Annotated in this window: 11 protein-coding genes and 1 pseudogene; 6 read left to right on the top strand and 6 right to left on the bottom strand. The window is 48.4% G+C overall.

Going from position 1 to position 13,624, the window contains the following annotated elements; all coding sequences use genetic code 11:
* The first annotated feature begins 231 nt into the window (after positions 1-231).
* On the top strand, positions 232-1,098 hold the full coding sequence (locus O3276_RS09265) for a 6-pyruvoyl trahydropterin synthase family protein (RefSeq protein ID WP_269675376.1): 867 nt from the start codon (positions 232-234) through the stop codon (positions 1,096-1,098).
* Here the strand turns inward: O3276_RS09265 and O3276_RS09270 are convergent.
* A complete protein-coding gene (locus O3276_RS09270; protein ID WP_269675377.1) occupies positions 1,070-1,294 on the bottom strand; it encodes a DUF2061 domain-containing protein in 225 nt (74 codons plus the stop codon). The two genes, O3276_RS09265 and O3276_RS09270, sit on opposite strands and share 29 nt — an antisense overlap.
* A 150-nt stretch (positions 1,295-1,444) precedes the next feature.
* Here O3276_RS09270 and O3276_RS09275 point away from each other — a divergent pair, with 150 nt between their 5' ends.
* The 5 genes from O3276_RS09275 to O3276_RS09295 all read left to right on the top strand — a co-directional run bounded on the left by O3276_RS09275 (position 1,445) and on the right by O3276_RS09295 (position 6,134).
* The gene (locus O3276_RS09275) at positions 1,445-2,119 is read left to right on the top strand and encodes a hypothetical protein (protein WP_269675378.1); all 675 of its coding nucleotides are present in this window, start codon (positions 1,445-1,447) and stop codon (positions 2,117-2,119) included.
* A 489-nt stretch (positions 2,120-2,608) separates the two neighbouring features.
* A complete protein-coding gene (locus tag O3276_RS09280) occupies positions 2,609-3,823 on the top strand; it encodes an aspartate aminotransferase family protein (RefSeq protein WP_269675379.1) in 1,215 nt (404 codons plus the stop codon).
* Between the two features lie 122 nt (positions 3,824-3,945).
* On the top strand, positions 3,946-5,208 hold the full coding sequence (locus tag O3276_RS09285; protein WP_269675380.1) for a hydrolase: 1,263 nt from the start codon (positions 3,946-3,948) through the stop codon (positions 5,206-5,208).
* Between the two features lie 109 nt (positions 5,209-5,317).
* On the top strand, positions 5,318-5,989 hold the full coding sequence (locus O3276_RS09290; RefSeq protein WP_269675381.1) for a DUF1338 domain-containing protein: 672 nt from the start codon (positions 5,318-5,320) through the stop codon (positions 5,987-5,989).
* The gene (locus tag O3276_RS09295) at positions 5,979-6,134 is read left to right on the top strand and encodes a DUF1338 family protein (RefSeq protein ID WP_269675382.1); all 156 of its coding nucleotides are present in this window, start codon (positions 5,979-5,981) and stop codon (positions 6,132-6,134) included. Before O3276_RS09290 ends, O3276_RS09295 begins: the two co-directional genes overlap by 11 nt.
* Positions 6,135-6,326: 192 nt before the next feature.
* On the opposite strand, the pseudogene O3276_RS09305 reads toward O3276_RS09295, so the two are convergent.
* The 5 genes and pseudogenes from O3276_RS09305 to O3276_RS09325 all read right to left on the bottom strand — a co-directional run bounded on the left by O3276_RS09305 (position 6,327) and on the right by O3276_RS09325 (position 13,523).
* Positions 6,327-7,978: pseudogene (locus O3276_RS09305) on the bottom strand (IS1634 family transposase).
* 157 nt (positions 7,979-8,135) lie between these two features.
* A complete protein-coding gene (locus tag O3276_RS09310) occupies positions 8,136-10,046 on the bottom strand; it encodes an acyltransferase family protein (protein ID WP_269675383.1) in 1,911 nt (636 codons plus the stop codon).
* Positions 10,047-10,130: 84 nt separating this feature from the next.
* Positions 10,131-11,549, bottom strand: a complete 1,419-nt coding sequence (locus tag O3276_RS09315; protein ID WP_269675384.1) for a lipopolysaccharide kinase InaA family protein — start codon at positions 11,547-11,549, stop codon at positions 10,131-10,133.
* 33 nt (positions 11,550-11,582) lie between these two features.
* Complete coding sequence (gene rfaP / locus O3276_RS09320; protein WP_269675385.1) at positions 11,583-12,383, bottom strand: lipopolysaccharide core heptose(I) kinase RfaP; 801 nt, start codon at positions 12,381-12,383, stop codon at positions 11,583-11,585.
* Entirely contained in the window at positions 12,384-13,523 is a 1,140-nt protein-coding gene (locus tag O3276_RS09325; protein WP_269675386.1) for a glycosyltransferase family 4 protein, read from the bottom strand.
* Between the last annotated feature and the right edge of the window lie 101 nt (positions 13,524-13,624).

Below are 13,624 nucleotides of genomic sequence, written 5' to 3' on the forward strand. Positions count from 1 at the left end.
ACTCCTTTTGATACGTATTGACCTTTCCGGTAGGAGAAGATAATCGCGGGGCTGTTCTGTAGCAAGCGCAAACAGTACTTTATACCCATCAAATTCATCATGCCCACATGAGTCCGCTTATGGCTGTTTTCGGGATCCTGGCCTACTCTGCCCCTGTGGATAATTTGAATAGTTCGTTCCAAAATCAGATGATTTTCAAATCCATTCACCATTATTGATTGTGGAAGTAATATGCAGGCTCTGTTCGTAAACCAGCTGACTACCCTGGACTTCAGTTACCTCTGTCCAACGCGAGGACTGGTGGGTGAAACCTGGCTTGTGGATTTGGTGCTGGGTGGTGAGCTTGATCAACAGGGCATGGTGTTTGATTTTGGCCATGTAAAGAAACAGGTTAAAGCCTTACTGGACAGCCTGTCGGATCACCGCCTTCTGGTTCCTCTGAAGGCAGAAGCAACTTCCATTACCCATAACAAAGATCAGTTAGTTGTCAGCTTCAAATCACGACGTGGGGTGATTACCTGTTCAGCACCGGCACAGGCTGTGTTGCTGGTGGATGCCGAAGCGATCACTCCGGAGTTACTCACCCCCTTTCTGGAGGATGCCATACAACAAGAGCTGCCAGACAATGTTACCAGGGTTGAACTCAGGTTATACCCTGAGGAGATTGGCGGGGCTTACTATCACTACAGCCATGGGTTGAAGAAACACGATGGGGATTGCCAGCGGATTGCCCATGGCCATCGCTCACAGATTCGGGTTTTTGTCGATGAACAACGGGATCAGGCGCTGGAGGCATGGTGGGCAGCAAAGTGGCGTGATATCTATGTGGCCACAAAAGAGGATCTAAAGGACTCCTTCACTGACAATAATCTGGATTATTACCGATTCAGCTACACGGCCAAACAGGGTTACTTCGAACTCAGCCTGCCAAGTGCTCACTGTTATATCATCGAAACCGATTCCACGGTTGAACTGCTTGCCAACCATATTGCCCGCTCCCTGGCTGAGCGAAAGCCAGGCAAAACCATCCGGGTCGTCGCTTTTGAAGGTCTGAATAAGGGAGCTATTGCTATGCATTCAGAGCCTTCAGCGGGTTGAAAGCCGTGCCGACAGGCTTTGGGCTGGCCTTTTCAGATCGATTCCAGAGCTTTTCGTGAAAATAATAAGCCACTGTATTCACGGCAGGCTCAACCATCGCCAGGGCACCACCGATCATTACATCACCGGTCATCAGGTAGCCTACTGAAAACGCAACACAAAAGTGGACTGCTGCAAAAGAAACTGTTTTAGCCATGGTGTTCTCCGGCCTTGATAATTATTTCGTCGTTGTTGGCTTTATTCTATGAGAATGATTATCAATTATAAAAATAAAACAATACAAACAATCTAATAGGAAAAAACTATCAACTAATCTTTAGGTAATGGCCAAAAAGGAGAACGTGCTATGTCGTCGTCACTGACGGATCAGATCAATAACCGCCCATTCCAACCCGACCCTGTTAAAGACCCGCAGATAGGCCCTTCAGTCCAGGCGGCTGCCGAGGATAAAGTTGAAACCAGCTATAACAACCAGCTGACGGAGCTCCCCAAAATGCTGGAGATGGATTTCGATAAAGTAGAAAACCTGCTGGCCAACCTGTCGGCTGCCAACCCATTTCGCCCGGATATGGCGCTTGGCAAACAGCCCGAAGTGGCCGTTATCGATGCCAGCAATAGTGTTCAGGAAGCCCCTGTCGCTCCGGTTGGCGCTGCGATGGATGCAAGCCAGGTTAGCCAGCTGAAGCAAGTGAATGCCGCTCTGGCAGAGTATGATGTGCGACTTCAGCAGGTATTTGATGCAATGGCACTTTCCCGTTCAGGGGGAAAACCGGACCTGCAAAACATGGGCACAGAGTATGAGCGCCTGATGACCTTTGTCCGTCAAACGGAATACCATTTAACTCAAGCGATCAAACTGATCCCGGAGACACTCCCGGAGAATACCGGCGAGTCAATGGCTCAGTTAATGCCCGAGTTCAGCCAAAGCCTGGTTCGCTATGACAGTGAGTTTCAGCAGATCTACGGTGCTATTCAGCATGAATTAAAACAAGCAGAAATTGCCAGCAAGCGCTTTCGCTGAGCCTGTAAAGCCACTCTCTGCTGAGAGTGGTTCCAACTCCTTTCCTCTCAATACCATAACCCCCTCGTGAATGAAGTTCTTCCGGGAAATGTATGCATCGATAACAAGTCCAAAAAAACCAGAGATCCGGTCATCCTGCGGCTGGTGTAACCGTTTGCCAGCTCTGCTGCCCTTGACGCTGTCTGACTCGGTCATGTGATCACCCATAGGCTAGACAATTATTGGCGGCCTGCGGGTATCCACACGGCTGACTCTGGTAGTAGTACCAGTACTTTATTACCGGTTCAGCAAAATGCAGGGGATAACCGTATAAGAACGAAAATATACCCGTACAAACTCTTGAGGCTTGTGTAGAATTACTCGTATAAATTATAAAAGCGGGCTTTAGCCATTTGAGCAGCTATTCAAACAGGAATGAGTTGTTCGAACTACAGAGAATCACCGAAGCGGTGGAATTTCCCGGGCCCACTATAACCAGGAGGTAATAGCATGTTAGAGCACGCCGTCGATCGTTCAACCTTTAATCAGGTTATGGTTCCCAATTATGCGCCCCAGGCCATGGTGCCTGTGCGTGGGAAAGGGTCACGAATCTGGGATCAGGAAGGAAAAGAGTATCTGGACTTTGCCGGCGGCATCGCCGTCAATGCCTTGGGACATTGCCACCCGGCCCTGATTGATGCCCTGAAAAAGCAAGGTGAAGAACTGTGGCATCTGAGCAATGTTTATACCAATGAACCGGCTCTTGAATTGGCCCAGCAGTTAATCAACAGCACCTTTGCGGATAAAGTCTTCTTCTGTAATTCCGGTGCAGAAGCCAATGAAGCCGCGTTTAAGTTGGCCAGAAAGTATGCGTACGATAACTTTGGCCCGGAAAAGCATGAGATCGTCTCCTTCTACCAATCGTTCCATGGCAGAACACTCTTTACAGTGACCGTAGGCGGACAAAAGAAATACTGTGAGGGCTTTGAGCCGGTTCCCGGCGGTGTTCTGCACACCACCTACAACGACCTTGAGGCACTCAAAGCCCTGATGTCTGACCGTACCTGCGCCGTGGTCGCTGAGCCTATCCAGGGTGAAGGCGGGGTTATTCCAGCTGACCCTGAATTTATCAAAGGGGTCAGAGAGCTCTGTGACCAGCATAATGCCCTGCTGGTTTTGGATGAAGTCCAGTCCGGTATGGGCAGAACCGGCCAACTCTTTGCCTATATGGGCCTTGGTGTAACACCGGACATTCTGACCAGCGCCAAATCCCTTGGCGGAGGCTTCCCGATCGGTGCCATGCTCACCACCAACAAAGTGGCGGAAAGTTTTGGTTTTGGTACCCACGGCAGCACCTACGGCGGTAACCCACTGGCCTGTGCCGTAGCCCTGGAAGTGATCAAAACCATTAATGACCCACAACTGCTGGCTAACGTCAGTAACAAGCATGACCGCTTCCGTCAGCACCTGGAATCGATGAACAGCAAATATGGCATCTTTGCTGACGTGCGGGGTAAAGGCCTGCTGATTGGTGCTGAGCTGGTTGAGAAGTATCACGGCAAGGGTAAAGACATTCTTGCCGCCGCAGCAGACGAAGGGCTGATGCTGCTGGTTGCCGGGCCGAATGTCCTGCGCTTTGCACCATCACTTATTATTCCTGATGAAGACATTGATGAGGGTATGGCGCGGCTGGAAAAAGCAATTGCTACAGTGGTTTCCGCCTGAAAGCCCTGAACGCCTCGCCATGTCGGCAGAGGCACTTCCCGTTCCCACGCTGCGCGTGGGAATGCATGCCCTGCCTGATCTGACACTCCATGCCCGAAGTAAAAACAGAATGAGAATGTCGTATGGTTAAGCCAGCAAAAACGCTCCCCCCTGAAATTCTCCCCTGGCTGGATTTACTCAATAATCAGCATGATGAAATGCTGGCCAGAACCATTGAACTGGCAGAAATAAATTCCGGCAGCCTTAACCGTGACGGTGTCAACCAGGTACTGGCACAGCTACTGACCCTGACCTCTGACTTATCAAAAGACCATGAACGTATACCTGTAAACCCATGGGAAGTGGTAAACGACAGCGGAGAAATCATTCAGCACCCACTAGGTGATGCATTAAGAATTCGCAAACGCCCCGAAGCACCTCTTCAGGTCTTTCTGTGCGGTCATATGGATACGGTTTTTCCAAAAGACAGCCCTTTTCAAAAGGTCCGCTGGCTGGATGATGACACCATCAATGGCCCCGGAGTTACTGATTTAAAAGGCGGTATTCTGGTAATGCTCAAGGCGCTGGAAGTGCTTGAGCAAAGCCCATGGGCTGAACAGATCGGCTGGGAAATACTGTTTAACCCGGATGAAGAGATTGGTTCTCCCGGCTCAGCTCCCCTGATTCAAGAGGCTGCACAGCGCGCCCATCTGGGCATGATCTTCGAGCCTTGCTTTCCCGATGGCAACCTGGCCGGGCAACGCAAAGGCAGCGGTAATTTTACCGTGGTCAGCCATGGCAAAGCGGCTCATGCAGGCCGTGAACATCACCTGGGGCGCAATGCCATTCGAGCCCTCTGTGATTTTGTTGCCGCCATGGACGACCTGAATGGTCAACGGCCGGGAATCACCTTTAACCCCGGCTACATTCATGGAGGTGGCCCGACCAACATCGTGCCTGATCGCTGTATTCACAAGTTTAACATCCGCCCGGAACAACCGGATGATGAACTGTGGTGCCTGGAAAAACTGAACGAGATCATCGAAAGCATCAATCAGCGCGATGGCATTCAACTGGAACTGCACGGTGGATTTACGCGCAAGCCCAAAGTACTCAGCCCTGCCAATAAACAGCTGCTAACACTGGCAAAAAACATCGGGCATGAGTTGGGTATTTCCCTGGACATTAAACCGACGGGCGGTTGTTGCGATGGTAACAACCTTGCCTCAGCCGGGATTCCCAATATCGATACGCTTGGGGTTCAGGGAGGAGCGATCCACAGTGATCAGGAATATTTAAACGTCAAAAGCCTTGTGCCAAGGGCCAGGCTCAGTGCGGCATTATTATTGAGTCTGGCCCATGCCAGCGCCTCGGGAGAAAATATGAACTGGTTAAAGAGCGATTAATGACTCATTCTGTTATGGATAACCTGAAAAGCCGGTCATTTCTGAAGACGACCTGAAGTCATGGCAAAATTCCGGGTAAAAATGACTGATTCAACACGGGAGCATCAACATGCAACTCACTATCCAGCAACTATTGGACGCCATGTGGCAGGACTACCTTGCCCTGACCCCCGATGCTAAACCGATTCACCAGCTCTTTGCCGATCTGAATCACGGTCAGGTAATCAACGACCATATCGCCCTGCGCACCTACAATCTTGAAAAAGTGGCACTGAATAATCTCGCTCTTCCTTTTGTTGAAACAGGCTATCAACCCGTTGACGACTATCAGTTTCCCACCAAGAAACTTTATGCCCGATATTTTCAACACCCGGATAAAACCCTGCCCAAAGTCTTTATCAGTGAGCTGAAAGTAGAAGAGTTGCCAGACAACTGTCAGGAAATAATTTATGACCTGGTAACGCAGGTACCGGAAGCCACTGTCGCCCATCAGAATTTCTGCTACTCCGGTCGCTCCTGGAGCCTGACCTCTGACCAATACGAAACCCTGGCAGTAGAGAGCGAATACGCCTCCTGGGTAGCTGCCCATGGCTTTCGCCCCAATCACTTTACGGTATCCATTAACCATTTGAGTTCACACCCGGATATTCAAAGCGTCAATCAACTGCTGCTGGATAAGGGGTATGACCTGAATACCAGTGGCGGCCTGATCAAAGGCTCCCCGGAACGTCTTGCTGGAACAATCCTCAACCCTTGCCAAAGCGGTGGACGTGACCTTTGATGACACCACCATGAAAGTCCCTGGCTGCTACTACGAGTTCGCCCGGCGCTACCCAATGGCCAGCGGTCAACTTTACCAGGGGTTTGTGGCGGCGTCTGCGGATAAGATATTTGAGAGTACGGATGTGGCTTCAGGCAGCAGATAGCCGCTCAGCCGAGGAACCAACTGCTATAACATTGGTCTTGACCAGAATAGCAGGGAGATGGCAGTGAAAAAGGCTCATTCGATCGAATAAGCCAGAAGGTGGGTTATCTTGAATAAATTCTCTATTTGAGATTACAGCCTTATTATTAATTAACTCCTTTGCATTCAATACAGCCGCCTTTCACCACCCCAATCAGGAATATACCGACTCATATAAAATGCCTAAAACTTGAATGATCGTCCATTGTCTTTCCTTCAAACCGACCACACGTTGTTCCTGATTATTGACCGTTAATACACTAACCCCTTGAAAACAGAAAAACACCCATCTCGCCGTTGGATTCTGGCAGGGCTTTTTTTTCTGGTTTAAGAATACACGGCTCTGCTTCTTCAATTCATACCTTATTCTGTGTTGGATAGCAGCATAGACCATCAGACACAGTGTCATCACCATTAACAGGGCCTCAATTCGTTCCGCTTTCTTCAGGTAGAGTGAGGAAACCAGAAAGTCCGGGCTCTTCAGGAATCGAAAGCCACCTTCAACCTTCTGTTGTGACTTGTAGGTAGACAACAGCTCAGCGGCATTTATGCCCTTGTGGGTATTCAAACCCTTTTGGTCCAAATCATTGGTGCCCAAGATAAAGCAACCCAGTGAGGCCAGCGAATTCTCTCTTTCTCGCAGGAAACAAAGCATGTGCTCTGTACAAAATATTCGAAGTGATCAGGCTTACTATCTGACGATGGACGCCCTTTGCCCGGATAGCAGGGTTTACAGATAACCTCAGGTTCCGTTTCACTTTGACAGAGTTTCGATTGTTTCTGCCACAAGGCAAAAGCCTCCAATGCATCGTCCCGGCACAGAAAAGCCTTTTTACCCAACTTTTCCAGATCGCGGGCTTCTTTCAGTGACTGTTTCTGCATCTTTCTGGTTAGCGTTTTCTGTTCACTGAGCCTTCGCTTTTTATTGAGAAACAAGAACCATCGTTGTCGAACATCACCATAACAGGCAGGTACTTCAGTAAAAGAATAATCCTCATAGCCTTCAACAGGCTCCAGTGCCATCGCAGGCGCTTTGCCGACCAGCTCCTTGGCATCCTTGATATTCAGCGGCACCCGGGAGATAAACAGCTGTTTTTGCTTATCAAGCAACTGGAGGGTTTCAGCAACGTACATGGCTGCATCTGCGACCAGATAACGGTTATTCAAAGCTGCCTTAAAACACGACAAATGATTTTTGATAATTTCCTGAAAGCAAGTTTTGTCGTTTACATTACCACTCGCAGGTGCCATAAACACAGGGATACCCGCCTCATTTTCGGTGATTAACTGCAAGACAACCTGATTCAGGTCAGGCCGGTGATCACGGCTATAGCCGCGGCAGATATGGATGCAGTTCAAGTCATCAGGGTTTTCATTACTGTTATAGACACCGTCTGTATGAAGGCTGGTGCCGTCCAGGTTTAATGCCTTGCAGGGCAGCTTTAGATGGTTGACGACCTTAATGGCAAGATTCAGGTATAAGTCACTGACGCCAACTTCATAAAGACTGTCGAGAGCCCGGCCAAGTATTTTGTCGTTTAAGTGTTCTGCCTGGATGCCTTCCCCAATGAGGCGATCAATCGGCTTGTCCTCAAAAAACTCAGGGACCAGATAGAGGGTCTGCCCTGTAAAGCCCAGCCCATTGATGATCATTGCGACCACAGCCTGTCCAATGGTGACATTGCGTGCATCAGAGTCATTGGTTATGCGTGCATCGAAATATTCGGCTATCTTTAGCTCCCGGCACATGGCGGCAACCAGGCCAAGGTGATTAAGGTTCTTAGACTGGTATTGAACTGGCGGCATATCGGTGCTCCTGAAGATCTGATCAGTCCTTTGACATCAGGTTTCAGGAAAATATCAATCGGGGTGGTGAAAGGCAGATACAGGGAATGTATGGAATCATCCCCTTCGTACACAGGAACAGTCGCCTGTTGGCCATCCCTGTGAAAAAACCGAATTTTCAACTGGCAGACAAAGGATTACCAAACTGCTCCAGAAAATGCCGACCAATGATTTTTGAACCTGCATAGTTCAAATGGTTATCATCCCGATAGAGAGGGGTACCATCCAGAACCGTATCACAACGCTCTTCATTGCACATGGCAGAACGGGGGTTAATCCAGTCAACCTGGGGATATCGGGCCTGAATAATCTCTTTAAAGCGGTAAAAGTTCACCTGCTCACTCTCCACATCCGCCCTTGGCACAGTGCAACCCCGTTGATTCTTCAGCAGACAGTAGGCAAAACTGTTGGATGGGAGTCGAAATGCATCTTCAATAACCACTACCCTGTGCCCACGCTCAAGCAGCCAGCGGACAATATTCTCAAAGTAGCCCTGATATTGATCGCTGGCCAGATAAGCAGTCCACCAGGCGGATAGAAAAATAGTCATTGGCTCGCCATGATCAAGGTAATCCTGCAGAGCCTGGTTGCGTTTTACTTTTCTCTCATCTCCAGTAGCAACCGTGTCTTCTGCCAGGATAAACGGCGATGAGGCCTTGGTGACCAGCAAGGTAGTTATCCCCTGCCGCTTACTGAGTTCCTCGACAAAACCAGCCATGGCTGTTGCATGGGAATCCCCCAGCAACATGGCATCAGGTTTTTTGCCAAGTTCCTTTGCTCCAAGCAGGCAATGCTCACCCTGATCAAAGCTAACAGCATCCCCATCAAAACAGGGATCAAAAATGTCTCCGGCATCCTGCTGATTGATCACCCGATACAGTTCACGGTTCTTTTGTGGTATGCGAAAACTGATATCATCAGCGACACGAATCGTGACCTGTACAGCCCAGATAACGATAGCTGGCAACAGCAGCAATAACAGAAAAGACTTTTTCAAAGACCAGTCTTTATAACGAAGCTTCGATTCCACAAAGGTATAGCTGAACCAACTTAGTACCAGGCTTGCAACAATCAACAACAACTGGTTAGTCAGGTCCAGTGGAATCAACTGATTATTCAGTATCGCTACCAGAGGCCAGTGCCAGAGATAAAGCGAATACGACAAAGCCCCAAGGTAAACCAGCGGTGCAGAACCAAGCAGTCGTCCAGCCAGAGCATTACTGTTATTAAGGCCTGAATAAATAACCAGACCGGTTCCGAGCACTGGCCACAGGGCATTATAACCGGGAAACAACGAATCTTTGGTCAATACCAATGCACTGCCAATAATCAGAGCCAGGCCAGCCAAAGAAAGAGCATTGGAAGTCAGGTCATTCAGCCGGGGCAGACGGTTGCCAAACAGAGCCAGCCCGGCTCCCAGCAACAACTCAAACAAACGGGTCGTCAGCAGAAAATAGGCAGAATCAGGTGCAGCGTCAGTACGGTAAATGGAGTAGCCAAAAGTTGCCAGCCAAAACACCAGAAAAACCCAGGGTGCTGCTGAGCGATTCAAATAACGATAAACCAGAAACAGAACGGGAGGCCAAAGAAAATAAAACTGAAATTCAACAGCCAGGGTCCAGGTATGCAAAAGTGGCTGAGTAGCTGCGTCTGCTGAAAAATATTTGGCAAACTCATCAATAAAGTAAAAATTACTATAACCGACCAGGGAGTAAAGCCAGCTCTTTGAGAAGATATAATACTCTTCATCCATGTAGATAGGCGAGATGAGCAGAAAAACAACAAACGACATCAGCAGTAAAGCTGGTATCAGCCGCTTTATACGTTTGCTGTAAAAATCACTGAACAAGAAAGTACCTGCTGAAAGCTGTTTCATTAGCAGGTTACTCATAACAAAGCCGGTTATTACAAAAAATACATCAACACCAACGTAGCCACCGCTGATAATACTGAACTGAAAATGATAAAGCAGTACGAGAGCTGCGGCGATAAAACGGAGGCCGTCGATGTCTGGGCGGTATTTATACATCTTAAATAGATATCACACAGGTGTTAAATCATAGTTACTACTGCGAGAATTGCCGAGTAATCTTTTTGAATAGAAATAACTGCTTTAGCGGCAAAAAAGTCCTGCTACAATTGAGCGCACGGGCCAGTTTCTATTAAATCTTTCTCGATCTTTATTCAACAATTTCTCTGATTTTTCATCAGAACTTAAAATAACCGTCTGATCCAGATCAATGACCAGAAGCCGGTGATCAGTGAGCATAAAATTAGTTGCCTTCATATCCCCATGAAACACCAATCCTTCTTTAAGGGTTGACAGTATTTCAATCAGATCCTGAGCCCTTTTTTCTGCTTCCGGGGTAATTTCTGTCAGGCTATTGAAGTAATGCAGGGCATCCTCTGCCTCAACATATTCCGTGACCAAATAGCTGCATGTTACAAAGGGCCCAAATCTATGCTCCAGTAAAGCTAACGGCTTTGGAGTATCAATCCCCAGCAGGCGCAGCAAGTAATGGGCTGCATACCAGGCATTGCGGGCACGGGATTTTCTGAAACCACGGAAAAACTGGTGCAGCCAGCCTTTAGTGCTTTTGTAACGTTTAACAAACACTTTTTTACCATCATCCAGGGTAACGATGGATACCGTGTTAGTGCTGCCCCTTTTCAGAACATGACCAGCATTGATAAACCTGTCTGGTGATGCCAGAAATGTGGTTAATGCTTCACTGATTTCTACTCTGTCCATCACCTGAAACTTGCGAAAGCCGGACTCTGCGACAAAATCGGTACAGGTTCTGAATACTTTTTCCAGATAACGCTCCCGCCACTTTCTTCTCTTCCGAATAGCTTTGGCAAGACACTGTTCGTCTATCCCTTCGAGAGGATGAATAGATTGATAAGCAGGCTGACACTGAAGAGAAAGATGATCAAACCGTGGGAACAGGACAGAAAGAAAAAAGGCCAGATTGTCCAGCGCCACTGATTGGGAAATCTGTACACTCTCCCTGTGAACACCACCACCATCAATCAAAAACAACGTTTGCCCCACCATCAGGAAATTATCCAGATGTGGGTCATTATGAAGGATATTGTGCTGATGCAACTGGCCGACTGTTGCTACGACCTGCTTAAGCAACGCCAGGCGTTGATCATCACTGAGATTCCTCTGCCATACTTGCTCAAGAGATTGGCTGTCCTCAAGAAATTCGGTGGTTAACAGGCCAAAATCCTGAAGCTGCCGGGTTTCAATCAGAGCAGGAGTATTAATTCCTGCATCGGCAAAGCTTTTAAGGCCCGCGAGTTCACGCTGTAAATGTCGTGTCGCTGAACTTCCTGTAAAGAACTTTGCCAGAACAGTTGCACCGTCCACAATCGCTCTGGCTACTAACCGTTTGCCCGGCAGAAAACGCAATACAGCATCAATCAGAATCTGCTGCCCGTGAATATCCAGAATAGAACCATTCCGGGGCGCTTCTTTCAGGTTCGTCAGCTCTTCCAGTGTGTATGAAAGTTTCCCTGTGGTCATTCCCTTCTCTCAAATAACGTCGAATACAACCGGTTACTGTCGTGCTTTTCTGGCCATGCGCTGATAAAGCTTGTGGGCTTTTCTGGTAATCTTCAGCCACATGGGTAAATGCCGCTTTAATGCTTCTCTTAATGGCAGACCGGTATAGGTTTTGATAAAACGAAAGATATCCCTTTGGGTGATACCAATGTCCATGGCTGAATAGTAGAGTCCGGAAAGGTCCTTGATCACCCAACGTAAAGGTGTCGCATCTCGCAACTGGGCTCGATGGAGGTCAATCAGATAAAATGTCAAATTGTCCGGATCCGGTATCTGCCGGTCAGGCATCATAAAGTGACAAAGATAATAATCCCGATGATTAATACCATTGCCGTGCATTTTTTTACTGATCTCTGCCAACTTATCAATCATGGCCAGTTTTAATCTGAATGCCGGTGGCTCCACTGACCAGGGCTTACAAAAATCTTCCAGCGTGATCATATCCCTGAGTTCTTCAGTGACCAGAAACGAACGCTGGGTTGCTGGATTACTGCCAGTTTCGCCAAAAGCTACCGGTGTCATGGTAGTGATCCCAATGTCGTGCAACCGGTTCAACGCTTCCCACTCATCGCGGGCACCCAGCACCGGTTTGCGCAGACGAATAAGGTTTTCGATGATTTCAAACCAGCCAACACCACCATGTACTTTGGCAAAATACCCCTGGCCATTCAGCTCAAAACGAAAGGTTCTCCGTGCTTCCAATGCCCGATAGACTTCACCATCCATATTTTCCAGCAGCTGCTGAGGGTCCTTGCCCTGCCAGGCTTTGTTAAAGTCATCTCTCAGATAAAGCACTTAGCAAGCCCCCTCTGCCCACTTCTTTTCAGCCCGGGCAATAATCAGCTCTGCCGCACACTGGGGCAGGCTATACAAATCTGTAGTTTTACTGAAGTTAACGGCGTTCTCAGACCATTGTTTGCGCTGTTCAGATGACAGCATCTCACTGACTGCCTGATTTAGCGCATCCTGGGAAAAGGGTGAACGAATTACCCGCCCGGCATCAGCCTCAAGAATATAATGGGCATAACCACACACATCCGTCGTTAATACCGGAAGCCCTGCTACCAGAGCTTCCAGTAAAACGGTTCCGGTGTTTTCGTTGTAGGCCGGGTGAATCAACAAGTCGGCTCCCAGAAGAAATCTTGGGATATCATCCCGGCCTTGAAAAAACTGAATCTTGTCAGTAATGCCCAAGTGTTTTGCCATCGTCAGAAAAGGTTTCTGTTTATCCTGACCAATGATAAAGAAACGAGTGAACTCGTTAAGTGGTTCAGGCTGCGCAGCAATAGCTTTCAGAGCCCGATCCAGACCTTTGGTTCTGAACCCCGAGCCCACCATCAATACCAACCGGTCTTCATTGCCAAGGCCGAACTCCTGGCGGAACGCCTCTCGAATACTGTCCGCGTCCACTGGCCGACAGCGATCTTTTGCTATACCCGGCGGTAGCAGTTGCAGGCGTTCATCGGGTGTCTGGTAATAGTGTTGAAACTCGGGTTTTTGCAGGGCAGAAATCAGCAACGAAACGGTTTGGCTGTCTTTACCAAAAACCGCTGCTTCCAAAGCACAGTACTGTCTGTAGCGGGCGCTCAGTTTATAAAGCCAGGATCTGTTGTCTGATTTGGCTTTATAACAGGTGTCAGCGGCATAATAGATATCAAGACCTGGCATTTTATTAAAACCGGTGAGGAGCACCTTCGGCTCGCTTCTCAATGACTGCTGTACCTGCTGACAGAAGTCAGCCATCTTTTTGTGATTAGTCAGCCCTTTAACCGGCAGTAGACGTATATCAAAACCTTCCGGTTTATCACCTTGCCAGCTTGTGGTGTAGACACGGATACCATATCCACGATGTTTGCACTCACTGGCTATTCGCAGAAAGTCCCGCTGCAATCCGCCATAGGGAAAATATTTATACAGTGCGAAAGCAAGTATCATGATGTGATGCTGCCCTGAAACAATCAGCCGAAGAGCCTGTCAGACTTAAATCCGAGAGTATCCGTTGAAAGATCGACACCAAAAAGCACCTTTCCCCCACG

It is taken from the genome of Endozoicomonas sp. GU-1 (genome assembly GCF_027366395.1).
Classification (GTDB): domain Bacteria; phylum Pseudomonadota; class Gammaproteobacteria; order Pseudomonadales; family Endozoicomonadaceae; genus Endozoicomonas.

Excerpts from the sequence above, each read along its gene's own strand:
- O3276_RS09265 (WP_269675376.1), top strand. The coding sequence starts at position 232 with ATGCAGGCTCTGTTCGTAAACCAGCTGACTACCCTGGACTTCAGTTAC.
- O3276_RS09270 (WP_269675377.1), bottom strand. The coding sequence starts at position 1,294 with ATGGCTAAAACAGTTTCTTTTGCAGCAGTCCACTTTTGTGTTGCGTTT.
- O3276_RS09275 (WP_269675378.1), top strand. The coding sequence starts at position 1,445 with ATGTCGTCGTCACTGACGGATCAGATCAATAACCGCCCATTCCAACCC.
- O3276_RS09280 (WP_269675379.1), top strand. The coding sequence starts at position 2,609 with ATGTTAGAGCACGCCGTCGATCGTTCAACCTTTAATCAGGTTATGGTT.
- O3276_RS09285 (WP_269675380.1), top strand. The coding sequence starts at position 3,946 with ATGGTTAAGCCAGCAAAAACGCTCCCCCCTGAAATTCTCCCCTGGCTG.
- O3276_RS09290 (WP_269675381.1), top strand. The coding sequence starts at position 5,318 with ATGCAACTCACTATCCAGCAACTATTGGACGCCATGTGGCAGGACTAC.
- O3276_RS09310 (WP_269675383.1), bottom strand. The coding sequence starts at position 10,046 with ATGTATAAATACCGCCCAGACATCGACGGCCTCCGTTTTATCGCCGCA.
- O3276_RS09315 (WP_269675384.1), bottom strand. The coding sequence starts at position 11,549 with ATGACCACAGGGAAACTTTCATACACACTGGAAGAGCTGACGAACCTG.
- O3276_RS09325 (WP_269675386.1), bottom strand. The coding sequence starts at position 13,523 with ATGATACTTGCTTTCGCACTGTATAAATATTTTCCCTATGGCGGATTG.